The organism is Sphingorhabdus rigui, assembly GCF_014196595.1.
Classification (GTDB): domain Bacteria; phylum Pseudomonadota; class Alphaproteobacteria; order Sphingomonadales; family Sphingomonadaceae; genus Sphingorhabdus_B; species Sphingorhabdus_B rigui.
On sequence record NZ_JACIEA010000003.1, the window covers coordinates 86,706 to 106,945 of the forward strand.

General features: G+C 55.6%; 13 protein-coding genes. 8 read left to right on the forward strand and 5 right to left on the reverse strand.

The features are described 5' to 3' along the window. Positions 1 to 6: 6 nt before the first annotated feature. The 6 genes from GGR91_RS11555 to GGR91_RS10410 all read left to right on the forward strand — a co-directional run bounded on the left by GGR91_RS11555 (position 7) and on the right by GGR91_RS10410 (position 8,664). Positions 7 to 2,151, forward strand: coding sequence for a M20/M25/M40 family metallo-hydrolase (locus GGR91_RS11555; protein WP_221204312.1), 2,145 nt, complete (start codon positions 7 to 9; stop codon positions 2,149 to 2,151). Between the two features lie 436 nt (positions 2,152 to 2,587). Beyond that, on the forward strand, positions 2,588 to 3,952 hold the full coding sequence (locus tag GGR91_RS10390; protein ID WP_183942140.1) for a DUF1611 domain-containing protein: 1,365 nt from the start codon (positions 2,588 to 2,590) through the stop codon (positions 3,950 to 3,952). After that, positions 3,949 to 5,661, forward strand: coding sequence for an ABC transporter ATP-binding protein (locus GGR91_RS10395; protein WP_183942141.1), 1,713 nt, complete (start codon positions 3,949 to 3,951; stop codon positions 5,659 to 5,661). Before GGR91_RS10390 ends, GGR91_RS10395 begins: the two co-directional genes overlap by 4 nt. Position 5,662: 1 nt before the next feature. Then, on the forward strand, positions 5,663 to 6,481 hold the full coding sequence (locus tag GGR91_RS10400) for an alpha/beta hydrolase (RefSeq protein WP_183942142.1): 819 nt from the start codon (positions 5,663 to 5,665) through the stop codon (positions 6,479 to 6,481). Positions 6,482 to 6,494: 13 nt separating this feature from the next. Beyond that, a complete protein-coding gene (locus GGR91_RS10405) occupies positions 6,495 to 7,403 on the forward strand; it encodes a TonB-dependent receptor (RefSeq protein ID WP_183942143.1) in 909 nt (302 codons plus the stop codon). Positions 7,404 to 7,443: 40 nt separating this feature from the next. Next, positions 7,444 to 8,664 carry a CapA family protein gene (locus GGR91_RS10410; RefSeq protein ID WP_183942144.1) on the forward strand — a complete coding sequence of 407 codons (1,221 nt, stop codon included), beginning with the start codon at positions 7,444 to 7,446 and terminating at the stop codon, positions 8,662 to 8,664. Positions 8,665 to 8,788: 124 nt separating this feature from the next. Here the strand turns inward: GGR91_RS10410 and GGR91_RS10415 are convergent, their stop codons facing one another. Continuing rightward, a complete protein-coding gene (locus GGR91_RS10415) occupies positions 8,789 to 9,895 on the reverse strand; it encodes a fatty acid desaturase family protein (protein WP_183942274.1) in 1,107 nt (368 codons plus the stop codon). Positions 9,896 to 10,067: 172 nt separating this feature from the next. Here GGR91_RS10415 and GGR91_RS10420 point away from each other — a divergent pair, with 172 nt between their 5' ends. Continuing rightward, the gene (locus GGR91_RS10420; protein WP_183942145.1) at positions 10,068 to 12,026 is read left to right on the forward strand and encodes a beta-galactosidase; all 1,959 of its coding nucleotides are present in this window, start codon (positions 10,068 to 10,070) and stop codon (positions 12,024 to 12,026) included. Here the strand turns inward: GGR91_RS10420 and GGR91_RS10425 are convergent. Both GGR91_RS10425 and GGR91_RS10430 read right to left on the reverse strand, forming a co-directional pair. Continuing rightward, positions 12,023 to 13,585 carry a peptide chain release factor 3 gene (locus GGR91_RS10425; protein ID WP_183942146.1) on the reverse strand — a complete coding sequence of 521 codons (1,563 nt, stop codon included), beginning with the start codon at positions 13,583 to 13,585 and terminating at the stop codon, positions 12,023 to 12,025. The genes GGR91_RS10420 and GGR91_RS10425 overlap by 4 nt on opposite strands. A gap of 24 nt (positions 13,586 to 13,609) precedes the next feature. Beyond that, complete coding sequence (locus tag GGR91_RS10430) at positions 13,610 to 14,203, reverse strand: TetR/AcrR family transcriptional regulator (protein ID WP_246337175.1); 594 nt, start codon at positions 14,201 to 14,203, stop codon at positions 13,610 to 13,612. 133 nt (positions 14,204 to 14,336) lie between these two features. On the opposite strand from GGR91_RS10430, the gene GGR91_RS10435 reads away from it, so the two are divergent. Beyond that, entirely contained in the window at positions 14,337 to 16,688 is a 2,352-nt protein-coding gene (locus GGR91_RS10435; protein ID WP_183942148.1) for a TonB-dependent receptor, read from the forward strand. A gap of 59 nt (positions 16,689 to 16,747) precedes the next feature. Here GGR91_RS10435 and pheT read toward each other — a convergent pair whose 3' ends face one another. Further along, positions 16,748 to 19,147, reverse strand: a complete 2,400-nt coding sequence (pheT, locus tag GGR91_RS10440; protein WP_183942149.1) for a phenylalanine--tRNA ligase subunit beta — start codon at positions 19,145 to 19,147, stop codon at positions 16,748 to 16,750. Further along, complete coding sequence (gene pheS, locus GGR91_RS10445) at positions 19,144 to 20,226, reverse strand: phenylalanine--tRNA ligase subunit alpha (protein ID WP_183942275.1); 1,083 nt, start codon at positions 20,224 to 20,226, stop codon at positions 19,144 to 19,146. The genes pheT and pheS overlap by 4 nt, the downstream gene beginning before the upstream one ends. Positions 20,227 to 20,240: the final 14 nt, after the last annotated feature.

A 20,240-nucleotide genomic window follows, 5' to 3' on the forward strand; every position in this document is an offset into this window, starting at 1 on the left:
TTTTTAATGAGCCTTACCATGACCTATCGCGTCGCGTGCTTCCTCGCTTGTCTCTCGGCGTCTTTTGTAGCAGCGCCAGCGATGGCAAAAGCGTGCGATCCGCTTGCCGCCGGATCATCGCAGATTGTTTTTTCCGGCTGGTCAGGGCCTAAACTCCCCGTCTTCGTGCACAAGCCACAAACGGCGGGAGCCGATAGCCGAATCGTTTTCGTCATGCACGACGTTCAACGTGACGGCGAGCGTTATCGCGACGAATGGCGCGATCTGGCCGAACAGCATAATCTTATCGTCGTCGTGCCGACGTTTGGCAGAGAGGATTTTCCCACCACCGGCTCTTACAATCTTGGCAACATAATCGATAAGAAAGGCCGAAAAACGCCCAAGGCGGAATGGTCATTCTCCGCTATCGAGCCTTTGTTCGACGACATCGTTTGCCGCGTGTCTGGTAACCAGCGGGGCTATGCGCTCTATGGTCATTCTGCCGGTGGGCAGTTCGTTCATCGCTATGTCGCCTTTGCCGATGCACCCCGAATGGACAGTGCCGTTGCTGCGAATTCGGGATGGTACACGATGCCGGACGATCGAGCTTTCCCTTATGGCTGGGGCGGCGATGTGGCAGGACTGGTTTCGCCTGCGAAGGCATTTCAGCGGCCGTTGACCATCCTGCTTGGGACCGAAGATATTGACCGCAAGGATCCCAATCTGCGCGTCAACGGGCAAGCTGACAAACAGGGCCAGACGCGTTTCGACAGGGGGCACAGTTTTCTGGCCGCTGCACACAAGCGGGCAGGCGTCGCCATGCCGATCAGCTGGAAGATCGCTTACGCACCGGGGGTCGGCCACGACAATGGTCAAATGGCACCGTTTGCTATTCCCCACCTTTTAGGCGCAGCTGCCAGGGCGCCATCGCCGCAAGTCGCCGTTAAGGCCCAAGCGGATATTGAAAAATTGCGATCGCGCAAGGCCGTCACAGCCGCAATGGCGACGATAATTGAGCTTGAAAGCGATTGGGCCATCCAGCGGCTCGTTGAACTAACAGAAATACCTGCCCCCCCGTTCGAAGAGGAAAAGCGCGGGCTGGCTTTTGCCCGCATGTTGCGTGAAATCGGTGGCCTCGATGTTCGAATTGACGAGATTGGGAATGTGATCGCGCGGCGTAAAGGCACTGGCACAGGTTCGGCTGTCATGCTGGCCGCCCATCTCGATACCGTTTTTGCCAAAGACGTAGATGTGACGGTAAAACGCGACGGTGACCGTTTCACCGCTCCGGGCATTGGCGACAATTCACGCGGCCTGGTATCGCTTTTGTTGGTTGCACGCGCGCTGGAAAGGCATGCCATTTACACCGAACGGGACATCCTGTTTGTTGGGACGGTGGGTGAGGAAGGTACGGGCGACCTGCGCGGCATGCGACATATCTTTTCTAAGCCAGATCACGCGATTGGCAGCGTCATCGCAATCGACGGAGGCGAAATGGGCCGACTGATCGACACGGCTGTAGGTTCAAACCGCTACCGGGTGAAATTTACCGGTCCAGGCGGCCACAGCTATGGCGCCTTTGGAACCGTCAATCCGCATCACGCCACGGCGCGAGCGATTACCCGTTTTCTCGACCGCGCCGAACCCGTTACAGCCTCCGGTTCAAAGGCAACCTACTCGGTTGCCTTGTTGGAAGGTGGCCTTGGCATCAACGTCATACCAACGGACAGTGCATTCGAAATCGACCTGCGATCGTCGGACGCTAACCGTCTGGCTGCTCTGGATGCGATACTGCGATCGGCAATTGGTGCAACGCTTGCCAGCGAGAATGCTGGTAAGAAACAAGGCGGGCTGTTGGCAGTCGAGATCAAGGACCTTGGAAAGCGCCCGGCAGGCACGAATGCCGCCAACGCCCCGTTGGTCTCCAATGCTGAAGCGGCCCTTTCTTCTTTGGGCGTCGAACCAAGCCGGAACGCCTCATCCACCGATGCAAATCTGCCCATGTCGCTCGGCATTCCCAGCATAACCATAAGCCGCGGGGGCATCAGTGAGCGATCGCATTCTAATGATGAATACTGGATTGCAAAGGACCCACATTTTGGGCCCCAAGCAGCATTACTCATTAGCCTCCTTGAGGCTGCGGTCAGCAACGATATTGGCGATGCAAGATAGATAAGAAACGCCTAAAAAGAACCTCCAAGGCGTCCAAGACCAGGCCAGCCCCGATTATGGCGACCCGGTGCCGACACCCTGTCCGTGGTGAGCGGGGCCGGTAGATAGAGCGCGAAGACATTTGTCTTTTATGGGGCACTTCTTTTCCAGGCTGAAGCACTGTCGCACGTTGGCCACCCGATAAGACAAATTCGCTGAGAGCGTCCTCGGCATGGCCCAGCTGGCGTGAATGCGCCTGTGGCTCTGCGCTTATGAGTCCACGGTATATCTAAGTAAATCCCGCTAAGTATTATTACGAATTTAAAACAAAACACAAATGTTATTAATTACTTCAAATTTATAAAAAAATCACATTAAATTAAAAAATATAATTATTTATTTTTAAAATATTCAATAATCTTAAAAAAATAAATTATAATAATTTGAGGATATTTTTATGGACGGAAATAATGATAGTTTCACATCAATTTCTTCTTTAAGAAATAATCTGTCTAAAGAAAATAATATTTCTCCTGAACAAAAAAAATTTAAAATAAATAAAGAAGAATGCTCGTACGCGAAATCGCATATTCAAATTGGAGATATCACGGAAATCTCGCAGGGATCAGGTGGGGGCCGCCTCAAAACCAGCAATATATCGCGGCAACTGATTGTGGAAAAGATCGACCAACAGATTTTTCGCGATGCGAAGCAATCCTTTGTAACCCGACGTGTCGAACAAGATTCCATGTCTACCCTTATTAAGGGCCCTATTCGGCCTCGCACTGGTGACCTTGCGCTGGCGCAGGTAGAGCGCATCCACTTCCATCGGCGATTGGAGCTCACGAACGGCCGAAAGGCAACGTTAGAGCCTGGCGACAAGATTATCGTTGCATATGGAGATCGTTACGCCACCGACCAATTCGAGGCTGAAATTCCTTTGGATCTTGGCACCACGAACCTTGTTGCCACTGGTGGCATCGCTTCGCGCATGCTGTCGCGTAACGGGGGGATCCGACCAGCGAGCATCATTTGCCCCCTTGGTCTGATCGGAGATGGCGACGGCGTGCCGTTAAACCTGTCGCGTTTCGCAGCTTCTCCTCCGCCGCTGCCTGACCGACGCCCGATAGTCATGGCAGTGCTTGGTACTTCGATGAACTCCGGGAAAACCACAATCAACTATTCCATGGTTAACGGACTGCGAAGGGCAGGCCACCGCCCCGGCGTGGCGAAAATCACGGGAACAGGTTCTGGTGGGGATTATTGGTTGATGGTCGACGCAGGCGCGCATGCCGTCGTCGACTTCACCGATGCAGGCTATGCTGCAACATACAAGCTTTCCATCCCACAAATAGAATACATCCTCCAGAGCTTGATCGCTCAGCTTATAGGAAAAGGCGTTAATATAATATTGATAGAGATAGCCGACGGGATCTTTCAGGAACAAAATGTCGAGCTGATCCGCTCTCCGCTTTTCGGCCAACTGGTAGATAAGGTCATCTTTGCCGCTGGCGAAGCGATGGGCGCGCTAATGGGTATACATACCCTGCAAGAAGCGGCCGCTCCCCTTATCGGAATTTCAGGCAAGATGACCGCCTCCGAGTTGGCAATCAGGGAATGCCGAGCGGCCAGCACAACCCCAGTATATACCCGTGCCGAACTTTCTGACCCGTCCAGCGTGTGCAAGATTATCGGGATACCTCTGGAAGGTGATCTTCCGCTGGTGGATGTCGCCCCGTTAACCTCGTGTTGCCCGACCATTTCATCGGACACTCCCGCCCGGTCGGTCGCAAGTTCCATTGTTAAGGGCAAAGCGACATGAGCGAGCTACAGACCTTAAGAATGAGGGATTGTCTGACACGCTCAGAAATTATTACCGTGCTTGGAACTGCGCTGGCAAGCGCGGCGTCAGTGATCTTGCTATTCCTATCAATGAAGACCGTATTAAAGACATTAGAATACGGCACCACTAGCTTGACCCGATCCGAAAACCTAACGGCATTGGCAATTCTGTTAGCGGCGGCGACAGCCCATTCCGTGCTAAAGGGTCTCGAATTCGCGGTTCCAGAAGCGATAGGATTCCAGGCCGTCAGCAGGCTTCGTATGTCACTGCACAAGCACATGTCAGGCATGTCCGCGCGCCAAATTCAACACCGATCTCGTGGAAGCTTGATACTCCGCTTAACTGGCGATCTCACCATGCTTCGAACCTGGCTCAGCCGAGGACTTGGTAGAGGCATAATCGCCGGCATTTCGATGATGGCCTGCATCTTAATCGTGGGAACAATTAGCCCGAAGCTCGCTGGCGTCATCACCATCTGTGTTTTTTCCGGCATTATTGTTTCGTTCGCAATTGGTCGGCGTCTTCAGAAGGTCACGGCACGCGTGCGGCGCAAGCGCTCATTGCTAACGAGCAACATCGACGAACAGGTCCATGGATTGGCAACAATCCAGACTTCCGGGCGGTTCAACGGAGAACTCTCCCGATTGGCGCGGCAAAGCGAAAGTTTAACTGCGTCGCTTGTCCGAGAAGCGCGGCTTCGCGGTTGGCTAAGGAGCACGGCATCTGCCTCCGGCTGGTTAGCCATGTGCGGTATTATTGGACTAGGTGGGTTCGACATTGCGAATGGCGCACTCGACCTTAGTTCGGTGATGGTCGCCATTGTTGCGACGCGTCTTTTACAAGGTTATGTCAGCACACTCGGTTTGGTGTACGATTATTGGTGCCGCGCCGAAGTATCGAGACGGAAGCTGGAAGATTTCCTGAACAGTTCGTCGCAGTTGCTCGCTGATCCCGCTCTGGAACCTCTTCGTCACAACCGGGCGCCCATTCGGTTTGAGTCTTTAAGCGTGGACGGGGCCCTTCAAGACATCACCGCTCTTGTTCCGGCTGGATGGCATGTGGCAATCGTTGGGCCGAGTGGTTCTGGAAAAACGACCCTTCTCCACGCAATCGCCAGAATGGTGAAACCTCAGAAAGGCTCTGTGTTCATCGGTGATCAGGATTTGGCAAGCTGTCAGATTGCTAGCGTGTTTCGCAAGATAGGTCTGGTCAGCCCGGATCTGCCGCTTCTAAGAGGTACTATCAGACGCAATCTGTGCTACCGAAAGCCAGCGGCCGGCGATGTCGAAATGTCAGCCCTGCTTACCCGCTGTGGCCTTAAGCCGCTTGTGGATTCCTTTTCCGACGGACTTGATCACTGGATCACAGAAGAGGGTAGGAACATTTCCGTCGGTGAACGCCAGCGGCTGGCTCTGGCGCGGGCCATGATGGGCAGTCCACCAATCTTGCTCCTCGATGACCCTATCGCTCCGCTTGACAGAAAAAACCGCCAGATTTTTCGCAGGATCATTGCACAGTACGCCGGGACCATTCTCCACGTCACCGAGGATCCAGATGATATCGTCATTGCAGACCTTGTCTGGACGATGGAGAACGGCCGCCTCGTATCTACAGAAACTTCGCAAAGTTATCTTAACCGGATGCGTCAACAGCCTGACGCTATCCATCAGTTCTCTCTGGTTGGCTGAAATGGCTGATTTCCAAGCATCAACACGCCTTAAAGGCGACCATGTACTGGGCTATCACCTGTTTGCCCCTTCCAAGCTGAAGCACCCTCGACTTCTGGTCCTTGTTCACGGAAGGCAGACGACACCTGAAGCGATCATCCGACTGTTTGCGCCTATTGCAAGGACGTGCGGCATTGCACTTTTAGCGCCAGATTTTTCAGATTTTCGGTTCAAAGGGTACCAGCAACTGCGCGGTAGCAGTGGCAAGAACGCTGCGGCAACCGCGCTAGATACATTAGCGCGCTTACAATCAAACTACCTTGGCCTCGACGAACAACGGTTTGATCTTTTTGGCTTTTCAGCAGGCGCGCAGTTCGCACATCGTTTTGCCCTCGCTTTGCCCAACCGCACGGCACGGCTCATAGTCGCAGCGGCCGGATGGTATACTGATCTCTCTTGTGATCGCTCTTTTCCGCACGGCCTTGGTCGGTATCGCGCTCATCTGAAACAGTTTCTGCAAATACCCACGCTACTTTTAGTGGGAGAGCGGGATTGCTGCAAAACAGACCAGTCCCTGAGGCGATCACCGGATCTTGATGCCCGTCAGGGCGAAGATCGTGTTTCGCGTGCGCGCAATTGGTTAGAACAGATCGAACAGCAAAGTGCGGCATATGGGCTGCCCTGCAAAGCAAGGCTCGCGATCCTGCCCAACACCGGACACAGCTTGCACGAAGCGATAGCATTAGGTGGCCTAGAAATAGCGGCCTTAAAACACCTCCTGGCGGACAGGGATGCCGGTGCGGGCGAATGGACACAGCGCCAACGACATTCATTGAACTGATGAGAGTTATGTGATGACAAATCCATCCCTTCGAAACGCCGTCGGACGTGTTGTTGTATTTACGTCCCTTTTTGCGCCGATGACTGCCCACGCTGAAGCACTAGAGAGTGACGCCCAGCTTACGCTGTCAGCCAGTGGGGTTATCGCATCCGGCAAATGGATCGACGGCACTGAGGACCCCGACAAATCGGGGGGCGTTTTTGGCGTGAAGGCTTCATGGGACCTGAAAGGCGACGCGACCTATTTAGGAATCGATCTTTCCAGCAGCTATTACGCCTATTCAGATGAAGACCGCGACGATCGCTGGAGCAACAGGATTGCAGGCATTTACGAACGCCAAGTGGCTCCGACGCTCAAGATTGGAGCGCGTGCAGACTTCGCATCTAGGATGGCAGCGCTGGAGAGCAGCTCAGCTGACCAGGCACAGATTCAGGGCATGCTGACTTGGGGAAAACGCAAGGACAGAGTGAGATTGAGCGCTGGATGGCGCTGGCGCGGCTATCGTGACGGCAGCGATGGGTCGGGCGATGGCGCAATTGCGGCCATTTCCTGGCGTCGTCGCTTGGACAAGCGTCAATTTCTGGAGATCTCGGGAAGCTACGACACTATAGATTCTACGATCGATCGGCGCGACTATCGTCGATACACCATCAATGCCGAATACCGCCTGCGCCCAATTGACAAGTTGGAGCTCGGCATAGGCCTTGCCTTGAAGAATTGGCGCTATCGCAATCGACGCTTAGGCGATGGTTACCAGCACGACCACAGCTGGACGCCAAAGGTAAATGTCTCGTACGAAGTGGCCAAGGGTTGGTTCGCTGATCTCGAAGGAGAGATGATTTCGCGAAATTCCAGCGATTCCACATATGATAACGAAATAAAGCGCGGTAAAATCGGAATACGCAAGAAATTATATTTTTGATAAATTTTTAAATTCTCAAAACATATTAAAGTAAATTAACATGTCAGAAGAATTAAATGTATTCGATCAACCCTTAATCGGCCCAAAATGGAAATACAAACGTCATTTTTTGCGACGAATGTTTATATTTTTGATCGCTTTTTCTGTGATCATTACTTGCGTGACCGGACAGAAGCCTCTCAAAGGCATCGCGCCAATAGTGGTGATAGGTGGCGACACGCATTTCGGGGAAAACTATGCTTCTCGAAAGTCGTTTGGAGGGCCGTGGGGAAACGGACAAAATGTTGACTACAGTCGCGGCTTTTTTTGGCTGAAGCCCTTGCTGGATCGGGCGATGTGGAAGGTCGTCAACCTTGAAACGCCTTTAAGCAGTGCTCTTAATGAAACACGTCTGGATAAGGAGTATGTTCATTGGGCGCATGCAGAAAATGCGGGCAGGGCATTGGCCGCAGGGGGGATAAATGCCGTCGGCCTCGCTAACAACCACGTCCTTGATCAGGGGCCACAGGGCTTAAAAAAAACGTTTTCGACGCTAAACCGCTACGGTATCGGCGCGTTTGGCGCCGGCATGGACCTGTCTCAGGCTCGGGCGCCGCTGGTGCGGAAAATTAGCCTTGCCGAGAGGCGGGCTAGAACTGTCGCAATATTCGGCATGTTTGAAGTCCGTAGAAATTATCGAGAAAAACTAGATTTCTACGCAGATACTAACAAACTGGGCGTGGCACCCATTGATGTCGCAGCCTTTGCCAAGCAAGTCTCGGTCTTACGCAAAACAGATCCGAACGCATTCGTAATAGCTTATCCTCATTGGGGGAAAAACTATATGTGGGCCACCGATACACAGGTGGAGATTGGCCATGCATTAATCGATGCCGGTGCCGATATCGTAATCGGCCATCACGCCCATACATTGCAGGAAATTGAACGATACAAATCTAAGTGGATTCTTTATGGGATAGGTAATTTCATATTCAACGCGCCGGGCCGTTACGCCAAGTATCCCAGTAGCCTCCCATTCAGCCTGGTGGTGGAATTGGTTTTCGGCGGCGATCCAACTGCCATCCCTCGCGTAAAGCTTCATCCATTTCTATCAGATAATCTGCAAACACGTTACCAGCCACGCCCAGCCTCTGCCGACGAAGCGCGCATTATTATGGGGGCAATCAGAGCAAGGCCGCACGCAAAAGGCTTTGCCGCGGAATTAGTTGACGATAGCTCGGGTACGAAGGCTATATTACTGACGTCCGATGAGGCGAAGTGAAATGCGTCTAACAACTGGGGTGCAGATACCGGACTGGACCCTGTTCGAATACCGCAGAAAACCAGGAATTGAGCGTTGCTCAATATTCAAAGATTCATGCGTTCAAAGAAATAGATGCGGCGTTTCAGGCGCCGCGCACCAATGTGCTGCGCGCAAGACGGTATACCAATCCGGCAAGCCCGTCATAATTGGCATGGTGGTAAGCTGAATCGGGTGCCAATTGTGCGGTCAGGCGTTTGTGCGCCGTCCCTAGTGCATGATAAGGCACGCTGGGCAGCAAGTGATGCAATGCGTGGTAACGCAGGCCCACAGGTGCCCAGATCTCTGCCAGCAGCCCAGGGGGCGGGACGTTGACGCTGTCGAGGAACTGCGCGGTCACACTCAGCGGTTCACCATCATTTTCCCATAAATGCGCGACGAGCGTGCGGACTTGGTTGAGCACGGCAACGCTTGCGACGATGGCAAGGAAGATCAGGAAAGACTGGAGCGGGATGAAACCGGTAAATACGCCAGTCAGCAGTGCGATCGACCAGATGCTGGCGGCGGTTTCTTGCACGATCCAGTTGCGATGTGCGTCGCCCTCGGCGGGTCTGCGCCGAAATGCAGGGTTGATCGCGAGACCCGAATAACGTTCGACCACGACCTTGCGCAACGCAGGGATAAACAGCGACAGCGGCGCAAGCACGGCGTTGCGGAACAGCAAGGCAATTGGCGCCAGCAACGAAACGATGATGAACACAGGCAGCGTCCATGGTTTCATCAGCGCCAATGGCAGATATTCGGGATCTTGATCGGTGCCATAACGTGTGCGTGCATGGTGCAGGTTGTGGATGCCTTCATACATATAAGACGGCACGAGCAGGGGCACACCAATTACCGCGTTAAAGCCAAAGCGGAAACCGGGAAGCGCGGAATGCTTCACATGCGTCACTTCGTGAATGAAGCCGCCGGCGCGATATAGGCCAAGGATCGAGACCAACGCCGCAGCGCACTGAACCCACAGGGTTCCGGACATGATGGCCACCGCAAGTCCGGCATAGCCAACCAGCGCCGACACAAGGAAATCCGACCAGAAAATGCGCGGGTTCGGCGCGGCAAGATCCCGCGTGAGTTCGGCAACCGCGCGCAACATCGCTTTGTCATCAGGAACCTGTTTAAGACGCGCTGCACGGCCGACGAAATCACCGCCTAAAACGGCACCGTCTACCTGTGTGTGCGGGGTCAGTAACATTTCACTCATGCGCGTATCAATCTGCCTGTCGGAACCTGTTTGACCGTACATAGGCATTAGTCGTGGCGATAAAATGGCAGAATGTATGAATTATGGCCGCTTTCTTTCGGCGCGCTAAGCCTAACATGTGCTCAGGCTTGCCAGCCGTGGGTTGGGCGCTAAACAAACGGGCATGTTAGGTGTCTGTTATTATCCCGAGCACTGGTCCGAGGATCATTGGCCGCGCGACGCACAAAGAATGCGTGATCTTGGGCTGCGTTATGTCCGGATTGGCGAATTTGCGTGGGGTCGCATCGAAAAGGCTGAAGGCCTATTCGATTGGGCGTGGATGGACCGCGCGATCGACGTGCTCGGCGCAGCCGGACTGAAAGTCGTGCTTGGCACGCCCACGGCAACGCCGCCCAAATGGCTGTGCGAAAAATATCCCGACATTTTGCCTGTTGATATTCAAACGGGCCAAGTGCGTGGTTTCGGATCGCGCCGCCATTATGACTTTTCGAGCGAAACCTATCTGGTGCAGGCGGAACGTATCACCGCTGCCATGGCGCAGCGTTATGGCAGCCATCCGCATGTGGCCGGTTGGCAAACCGACAATGAATTGTGCTGCCACGATACGACCATGAGCGTATCGCCAGCGGCGCTGGAAAAATTCCGGGCCTATTGTGCGCAACGTTATGGCACGATTGCGGCGCTCAATGCGGCGTGGGGTAATGTGTTCTGGTCGATGGAATATGACCATTTTGACCAGATCGATCTGCCCTTTTTCACGGTCTGCGAAACGAACCCCGCGCATCGCTTGGCCTATCGGCGCTTTGCGTCGGAACAGGTCGTGCGCTTTCATGACGTCATGATATCGGCCATTCGCCGCCACGCCGCACCGCACCAGTGGGTGACGCATAATATCATTCCGCCAGCAACAACAGGCGTAGACAACGCAGCGCTGACCCGCGACCTCGATTTTGTCAGCTATGACAATTATCCGCTCGGTTTTTCCGATCAGCTCATGGCCAAAGCATCAGCTGATGAATGGAAGCCATTCATGCGCACGGGGCATCCTGATTTGGCGGCGCTCAATTTTGATTCGGTGCGCGGGCTATCCAAAGGTGCATGGTGGGTGATGGAGCAGCAGCCCGGACCCGTTAACTGGGCGCCGCATAATCCGCGTCCTGCGCCGGGCATGGTGCGGCACTGGACGCTTCAGGCTTTTGCCCATGGCGCGGCCTGCGTGGCCTATTTCCGGTGGCGGCAAGTGCCCTTTGCGCAAGAACAAATGCATGCCGGGCTTCGGCGGCCTGATGACATGCCCGCCGCGGCATGGGCGGAAGTGGAACAGGCTGCATCGGAAATGCAGTTGCTTGGCGACTTGTCTGTTGTCGCGGCGAAGTCCCCGGTCGCCATCGTCATTGATCCGGTGTCCGGATGGGTCGACGATATTGAACGGCAGGGTGCGGGATATCGCTATGATGCGGTCGTCTTCCAATATTATCGCGCATTGCGTGGCCTGGGCGTGGATGTTGACTTTGTGTCCGCAGGCGACGCGCAGCTGGCTGGATATCCACTGGTCATCGTACCGACCATGGCGGTGGTTGACGATGCCGCGTTCGATGCGTTGCAGGCGAGCGATGGCATATTGCTGTTCGGGCCACGCGCGGGCGCGAAGACTGACGAGTTCTCGATGAGCGAAGGCCTACCGCCCGGACGGCTGCGTGAACTTGTACCGGTAAAAGTCACTTCGGTTGAAACGCTGCGCGCGGATTGCGGCGGCAGCATTGCGTATAAAGGCGCGGAATATGAAAGCGGCCGTTGGCGCGAGACGATTGAAGTGGGCGGTGCGGACATCATCGCAACCTATGAAGACGGCGCACCGGCGGCGGTGCAGGCAGGTCGAAGCATCTATCTTGCGACGCTGACGGACGATGCCTTTCTGACGAACTTGTTGGTCGATTTATGTGCGGAGACGGACGTGCAGATTACGCCGCTTCCGCCCACGCTGCGTTTGCGCCGCCGCGGTGAACTGACCTTTGCGTTCAATCTGGATAGCGTCAGCGCGCGCGCGCCTGCACCCGCAGGCGCAGAGTTTGTCATCGGCGGTTCGGACATCGAACCCTATGGCATTGCTGTCTGGCGTTAGCGCTCTTTGGTCGCGCTGAATTTCAGGTCCGGATGCTTTTCCTGCTGATAACCAACATCCCATGACGAACGCGCCATAAATACCGGATGGCCATCGCGATCCTTCGCCATGTTTCCGCCATTGAACGAGATGAATTGCGCCAGCGCCGTATCCGACCCGATGAGCCAGCGCGCGGTGTCATAAGGTGCGGGCTCCAGAAACGCATCGACCTTATATTCCGCCTCAAGCCGCGAAATCAGAACGTCGAGCTGAAGTTGCCCGACGACGCCAATTACCCAGTTTGAACCGATCTCCGGATAGAATACCTGAATGACGCCCTCTTCGCTCAGGTCATCCAGCGCCTTGCGCAGCTGCTTGGTCTTCGTGGGGTCGCGTAAGACGACGCGGCGCAAAATTTCCGGCGCGAAGTTGGGCAGGCCCGTAAAGCGCACGTCATTGCGCTCGGATAAAGTATCGCCGACGCGCAAGGTGCCATGGTTTGGAATGCCGATGATATCGCCGGGTTCCGCGCTGTCGGCAATTTCGCGATCTTGCGCGAAAAACAGGATCGGCGAATGAATCGCGACGGGCTTGCCAAGCCCCGAAGGCGTCAGCTTCATGCCGCGTTTGAACGTGCCGGAGCACAATCGCATGAACGCGATGCGGTCACGGTGCTGCGGATCCATATTGGCCTGCACCTTGAAAATGAAGCCCGTGACTTCTTTTTCAGACGGATCAATATCACCCTTCGAACTGGGTTGCGGGCGGGGTGGCGGCGCATATTTGGCGATCGCGTTGATGAGCTCGATCACGCCGAATTCTTTCAGCGCGGAACCGAAATAAACAGGCGTTAGGTCGCCATTTTGGAACGCGGTCAGATCGAACTCGGAATATCCAGCCTGGGCAAGCTCCGCCTCTTCGCGCAGCCGCGCGACGCCCGCGGGCGTGAGCACATCTTCAAGGCTCGTCGCATTCAGGCCGGCATGGTCACTGATTTTGCCTTCAAACGCCTTGCTGTCGCCCGATGGCTGGCTCAGGCGACCGCTGTTGAAGTCGTAAAGCCCTTCAAACTCGCCGCCCATGCCCACGGGCCAGTTCATAGGGCACACATCCAGCGCCAGCGCATCGGCGACTTCGTCAATCGTTTCAAATGCGGGGCGACCTTCACGGTCCACCTTGTTGACGAAGGTAATGATCGGAACGCTGCGCAGGCGGCAAACTTCGAAAAGCTTGCGGGTCTGCGGCTCAATACCCTTTGCGGCGTCGATGACCATGATGGCAGAATCGACCGCGGTTAGCGTCCTGTAGGTGTCTTCGGAGAAATCTTCATGCCCCGGCGTGTCGAGCAGGTTGAAGACAATGCCGTCCTTTTGAAACGTCATCACCGATGACGTAACCGAAATTCCGCGCTGCTGTTCGATCTTCATCCAGTCGGAACGCGCACGGCGTGCCTGACCGCGCGCCTTTACTTCGCCTGCCAAGTGAATGGCGCCACCTTGAAGCAAAAGCTTCTCAGTCAGCGTTGTTTTACCCGCATCGGGGTGGGAGATAATGGCAAAGGTTCGGCGGTTGAGCGTCATACCGCGCGGCTTAGGGATGATTGATTATCGCTTCAACCCGTTTGTCAGAAGGTCAGCAGCGATAGTCGCAACTTCAGCTGCATCGCGATCTTCATCAAGGACACCAAAACGCAGCCCCAAAAACACGTTCATGCCGACAATGGCCCACGCATGCACCTCCTCGACATCGTCCCGCACTTGCCCTTTGGTCGCGGCTTCTTTCAAGCTTGCGAGATATCCGTTGACGGTATTTTCATAATGCGCGCGGTAACTTGGCGGATCGACAAATTCAGCCTCGTCAATAATCCGGTACAGTTCCTTATGCTCGCGCACAAAATTCAAAAATTTGTTCAGGCCCTTACGCTCACCTTCAAGACGGTCTGGCTCCGCAGCGATCACGGGCCCTACCGTCTGCCGCACCTGCGCCGACATGTCGCGGACCAGCGCGCGGAAGAGCGAATCCTTGGAATCAAAATAGGTGTAGAAGCTGCCCAAGGCCACGCCGGCGCGCTGCGTAATCGATACGACGGAGCTTTCGTGAAACCCCTTTTCGCCAAATTCGGCGGCAGCCGCGTCCAACAACAGACGCAATGTTTTGCGGCCCCGTTCGGTGCGGGGTGTTTTTTCAGCCGGTGTCATTGTTGCTGATATGCCACGTTCGACCGACATTCGCTACACTTCCTAAAGCCACTAAGTTGAAACATGGTTCAACTTTCAGTATACGCATATTTGGAAATGGGTAAAGGCCCGCATTTCAATCAGGAGAGTGACAATGAAATCCACCAAAATTTCGATGATCCGCGCAGCATTATTGGCCAGCATTGCCGTTTCCGGCGTGGCAGTGACCGCGCCTGTTATGGCGCAAGACGAAGCTGCGAGCGCGGAAAATGGTGATGAAATCATCGTCACTGCCCGCCGCCGCGAAGAAAATCTGCTCGATGTGCCCATCGCCGTCAGCGCATTTTCGGGCGAAGCGCTTGAATTGCGTGGCGCGCTTGACCTGACCGACATTGGCAACATCACGCCGAACACCACGCTTGAAACATCGCGCGGCAGTAACTCGACGCTGTCGGCATTTATTCGCGGTATCGGGCAACAGGATCCCGTGTCGGGTTTTGAACCCGGTGTCGGCATCTATCTGGACGATGTGTATTTGAACCGTCCACAGGCTGCGGTCCTCGACATTTATGAGGTAGAACGCATCGAAGTTCTGCGCGGACCGCAAGGTACGCTGTACGGCCGCAACACCATCGGCGGCGCGGTGAAATATGTCACAAAGCGTTTGCCGCAAGAGTTCGCCTTGAGCGCACGGGCAACGGTCGGAACTTATGATCAGGCCGACGGCGTGTTGACGGTCTCCGCCCCGATTGGCGACATCGTTCGCGTCGGCGGCAGCGTCGCGCGGCTTTCACGCGGCGGCTTTGGCGATAACCTGACCACCGGCCTTGAAAATTATAACAAGGATGTATGGGCAGCGCGCGGCACCTTGGAGCTTGGCGGATATGGCGCGCCGGTTTCGGTTCGTATCAGCGGCGATTATAGCCATGACAAGAGCGACCCACGCGGCGGTCATCGTATCATTCCCGGATTGTTGTCGGGCGCACCCGTGCTGGACAATGTTTTTGACACACGCGGCGGACTTGTTGATCCGAAACAGGATATCGAAGCTTATGGCCTCGCTATGAACATTTCGGTGGACCTGTCCGAAACCCTGACGCTGCGGTCCATCAGTGCATGGCGTAAAGATGACACGCTGACCCCCATCGATTTTGATGCGCTGCCTGCGGCGGATGTTGACGTCCCCGGTGGCTATTTCAACGAACAGGTCAGTCAGGAAGTGCAATTGCTTGTGGACGCTGGTCCGTTCAGCGGCATGGTCGGTGCATATTATCTGGATGCCACGGCAGATACCTTGTTCGATGTGCGCCTGTTCACGACGCTCAGCGGATTGACGGCATTTACGAAGGCTGCGGTCGATACGGAAACCTACGCCATCTTCGGTGATTTTACGTACGACCTTTCCGAACAGCTCAGCCTGTCGGTTGGCGGCCGTTACACATGGGATAAGCGCACCGCGAATATCCTGCGCCAAAACTATCTCGGCGGCGGATCGCCCTTCTTTGGCGGGGCAGGCGTCGCCTTTGGCGCAGCCAGCACAAACTTCAGCGGACAGCGTGATTTCAAAAAGTTCACGCCCCGCATATCGCTCAGCTTTAAGCCAACGCCAGACGACAATATCTACGCCAGCTTCAGCCAAGGGTTCAAGGGCGGCGGCTTTGACCCGCGCGGCGTGGGTGCCAACGCGCCAGATCTGAACGGCAATGGCATCCGCGGCGAAAATGACGAAGTGGCTGCGTTTTTGAGCTTCCGTCCAGAAAGCGTCGACAGCTACGAAGTTGGTTATAAGGGCAATGCGTTCGACGGCGGCCTAACCTTCGCGCTCGCTGGTTTCTACGCCGATTATACGGACGTCCAAATCCCCGGTTCGGTCGCATGTATCGTCAGCGGCCTGCCATCCTTCTGCGGCGTCACGTCCAACGCGGGCAAGGCCACATTCAAGGGCGTCGAGCTTGAGTTTAACGCACGGCTTGGCGAAAGCGTTGCCAATGATGGTGACCGTTTGAACCTGCTGGGTGCAGTGGGTTATATTGATGCGCAGTTCGACCAATATATCTCGAACATCGCGAGCGTCCCGACCGATGTTGCCGCCTTCCGCGATGTGCAGAACACGCCTTCATGGACAGCCAGCGCAACGCTTGCCTACATGACGCCAGTTGGCGCCGGACGCTTGAATCTGGGCACAACCGTTTCGTACCGCAGCAGCACGACGCAGTTCGAAATTCCGAACCCGTATATCGATCAGTCCGGCTATGCCCTCGTCGACGCAAGCCTGGTGTATACCGCGCCTGACGATCGTTGGAGCATTGGGCTTTATGGTAAGAACCTGCTCGACAAGGAATATAAGACTTCGGGCTACAGCTTCATTGCTGGCAATGCGACGACTGGCGTGCCGATCCTTGGCGGCAACGGTTTGCCCGTTGCGTCACTGGGCCGCGAAGGCACGCTGACCGCATTCTACGGCAACCCGCGTCAGGTGTTTGTGACCGCTGGCGTGAAGTTCTAAAAAGCTGCGCGAAGGCGCATGAAAAAAGAAGGCTGGGCCATCATGCCCGGCCTTTCTTTTTATCCGCGAAGCACCGCGCCAAGTTTGGCCGCGGCCGCAATGACCTTATCTGAAATCAGTTTCAGATCATCATCGCCATAGCTTTTGTCGGTGGGTTGAAGCGTAATTTCAACCGCCAGACTGACTTGCCCCTCGGGTACGCCCTGCCCAGAAAAGCGGTCAAACAAACGCGCTGCGACAATGTTGTCTTTGTCGCATCCCTTAATGGCCCGAACCAGATCATTGGCCGGCGTATCTTGCGCAACCAGAAACGCAAAGTCGCGGGTAACGGCTTGCAATGCAGGCGGTGTGAAGGCCGGACGCATAAAGCCAGTGGCTTTTTTGAGCGGTATCGCATCCAAAAAGATTTCCGCTGCGACAACGCTGCCATCAAGGTCAAAGGCCTTTGCCGTTGCCGGATGCAGCGTGCCGAATGCGCCAAGAATATTCTTTGGTCCCATACGCAATGTCGCCGATTGTCCGGGATGATAATGCGCACCGGCATCGTCCATCACAAGCAGGCTGTCGGTTGCGACACCCGCTGCCTTGAGCAACGCGATGGCCTCTGCCTTGGCATCAAAAGCATCAAATTTTGCCGATTTACCGGTCGCCCAATTGCGCACGGATTTGTCGCCCGCCAGAACGATTCCCGCCGTCAGACGCTCGTCGCTTGTGCCATCCGTCGCAGCAAAATAACGCCGTCCGATTTCGAACAGACGTACCGATGATGCGCCGCGGTCCATGTTCCGCTGCGCGGCGGACAGCAATCCCGGCAACAGCGAAGGGCGCATGACCTTCATGTCTTCGGAGATCGGGTTGGCAAGGCTCCATGTGCCGCCACCAAATGCGTCCGCCGCCTTTTGCGGCAGGAACGACCAGTTGATCGCCTCGTTCAAGCCACGGGCTGCCGCTGCGCGCCGCACTTTGCGTTCCAGCGACTGGACAGGCGTTGCGGTTGGTTTGGCGACGCCGTCTGCACGGGGCAATGGTACGGACACGACATTGTCGAGGCCGACGATACGCACGACTTCTTCGACAATATCTGCGGGGCCATCGACGTCACGACGCCATGTCGGCACGGTAACGCGCCAGTCGTCGCTTACCGAAAAGCCCAGTCTTTCCAATATATTGCGCTGTTCCTCCGGCGCAACATCGACGCCGCCAAGCTGCTGGCAATATTGGGTGTCATAAGAAATGTTGCGCGGCGCAACTGGTGCAGTGCCCGACCGGGTGATGGCACTTGGCGTCCCGCCGCAATGATCAAGCACGAGCTTGGTCGCGATCGCCAAGCCGTCTTCCAAAAACGCAGGGTCAACGCCGCGTTCAAAACGTTGCCGCGCATCGCTGGTCAAAGCCAGCTTCTGTCCGGTGCGCGCAATATGTTCAGGGTCGAAATAGGCGCACTCGATGAGAACATCAGTCGTCGTTTCCGAAACGCCACTATGCTCGCCACCCATGATGCCACCAATGTCATGCACCATGCTGTCGTCAGCGATGACGGTCATGCTGGAATCCAGCGTATAGGTCTTGCCGTTGAGGGCGACCATGTCTTCACCATCGACCGCCTTACGGGCCACCAGCGCGCCGTTCAGCTTCGCGCGGTCATAGACGTGCAACGGCCGGCCAAGATCGATGGAGATGAAGTTGGTGATGTCGACGAGCACTGAAATGGGCTTTTGGCCAATGGCTTTCAGCTTGCTGCGCATCCATTCGGGGGCGTCGCCATTGCGGACACCCGATACAGCCTGTGCGTAAAACGCAGGGCAGCCTGCGGCGTCGTCTGTGCGCACGATCGGCGCGGGTCCGCTGCCTTCATGTGGCGTGTCCAAATTGATGCGGTAGACTTCGTTCAGCGGGCGCAATGTCCCAAGGCCTGCTGCGGCAAGGTCACGCGCGATGCCGCGAACGCCCATGCAATCCTGACGGTTGGGAGTGATGCTGACATCAATGACGGGGTCGTCCAAACCAGCCCAATCGGCATAGACTGTCCCCACCGGCGCGTCGGCGGCGAGTTCGATGATGCCATCATGATCGTCGCCCAGTTCCAGCTCGGCAATCGAACACATCATGCCGTTGGATTCGACGCCTCTGATCGCGGCGACCTTTAGCACCATGCCATTTGCGGGAACGACTGCGCCGGCTGGACCGAATACGCCAAGCATGCCTGCGCGTGCATTGGGTGCGCCGCAGACCACCTGAAGCGGGTCGCCGCCCGCATCAACGGACAACACTTGCAATTTATCGGCCTGGGGATGCGGCGCTGCGCTCAGCACCTTTGCAATGCGGAACGCGGACAATTTGTCTGCCGGGTTCTCGATGCCCTCAACCTCAAGCCCGATACGGTTCAGGCAATCGGCAACGGCCTGCATATCGGCATCGGTATCAAGATGCTCTTTCAGCCATGATAATGAGAATTTCATGCGCCTACTCCTCCGCTCAGCGTCGGTACGTCGAGCGCGTCAAATCCGTAATGTTGCAGCCAGCGATTATCGCCGTCGAAAAAGGCGCGCAGATCGTCCATCCCATATTTCAGCATGGCAAGGCGGTCGACACCGGTGCCGAAGGCAAAGCCCTGCCATATATCGGGATCAAGCCCGCAAGCCTCGATAACCTTGCGATGGACCATGCCGGAACCAAGAACCTCCATCCAGCCTTCCGATCCGCCAATGACGCGCTTGCCGTTGACCATCGAATAGCCGACGTCGACTTCAACCGATGGTTCGGTGAACGGAAAATAGCTTGGACGCAGACGCAAGACGACATCTTCGCGTTCGAAATAGGCCTTTAGAAATGTCTCCAACGTCCATTTCAGATGACCAAGGTGAATGCCCTTGTCGATGACAAGGCCTTCGATCTGGTGGAACATCGGCGTGTGCGTCGCATCGCTGTCGCTGCGGTATACCCGGCCAGGTGCGATAATGCGGATTGGCGGTTCTTGTGAGGTCATGGTGCGGATTTGCACAGGTGATGTGTGCGTCCGCAGCAGCATTTTGCTGCCCTCACGCGCCATTTCGTCGGGGAAATAGAATGTATCATGCATCGCGCGGGCAGGATGTGTTTCGGGAATATTGAGCGCGGTGAAATTGTGCCAGTCGTCTTCGATCTCACGCCCTTCGGCAACCGCAAAGCCCATGTCGGCAAAGATTTCGGCAAGCTCGTCCATGACTTGGCTGACCGGATGCACTGTGCCGCGCGGCGTTTCGGGCGCAGGCAATGTCATGTCGACATATTCGCTTGCGAGACGCCGGTTCAACTCCGCCGTTTCCAAGGCTGCTTTTTTCGCGGCCAGCCCCGCTGTCACGCTTTCGCGCAGACCGTTGATGATCGGGCCTTGCGTCTGACGTTCATCGGGCGACATCGCGCCCATCGTCTTGAGCAACGCCGAAACGCTGCCTTGCTTGCCAAGGGCGGATATCCGAACAGCATCCAGCGCATCCAGCGTATCCGCGGAATCAATCGCTGCCATCAGTTCGGTTTGGAGTGTCGCAATATCTGTCATCATGGTTCGCCTGA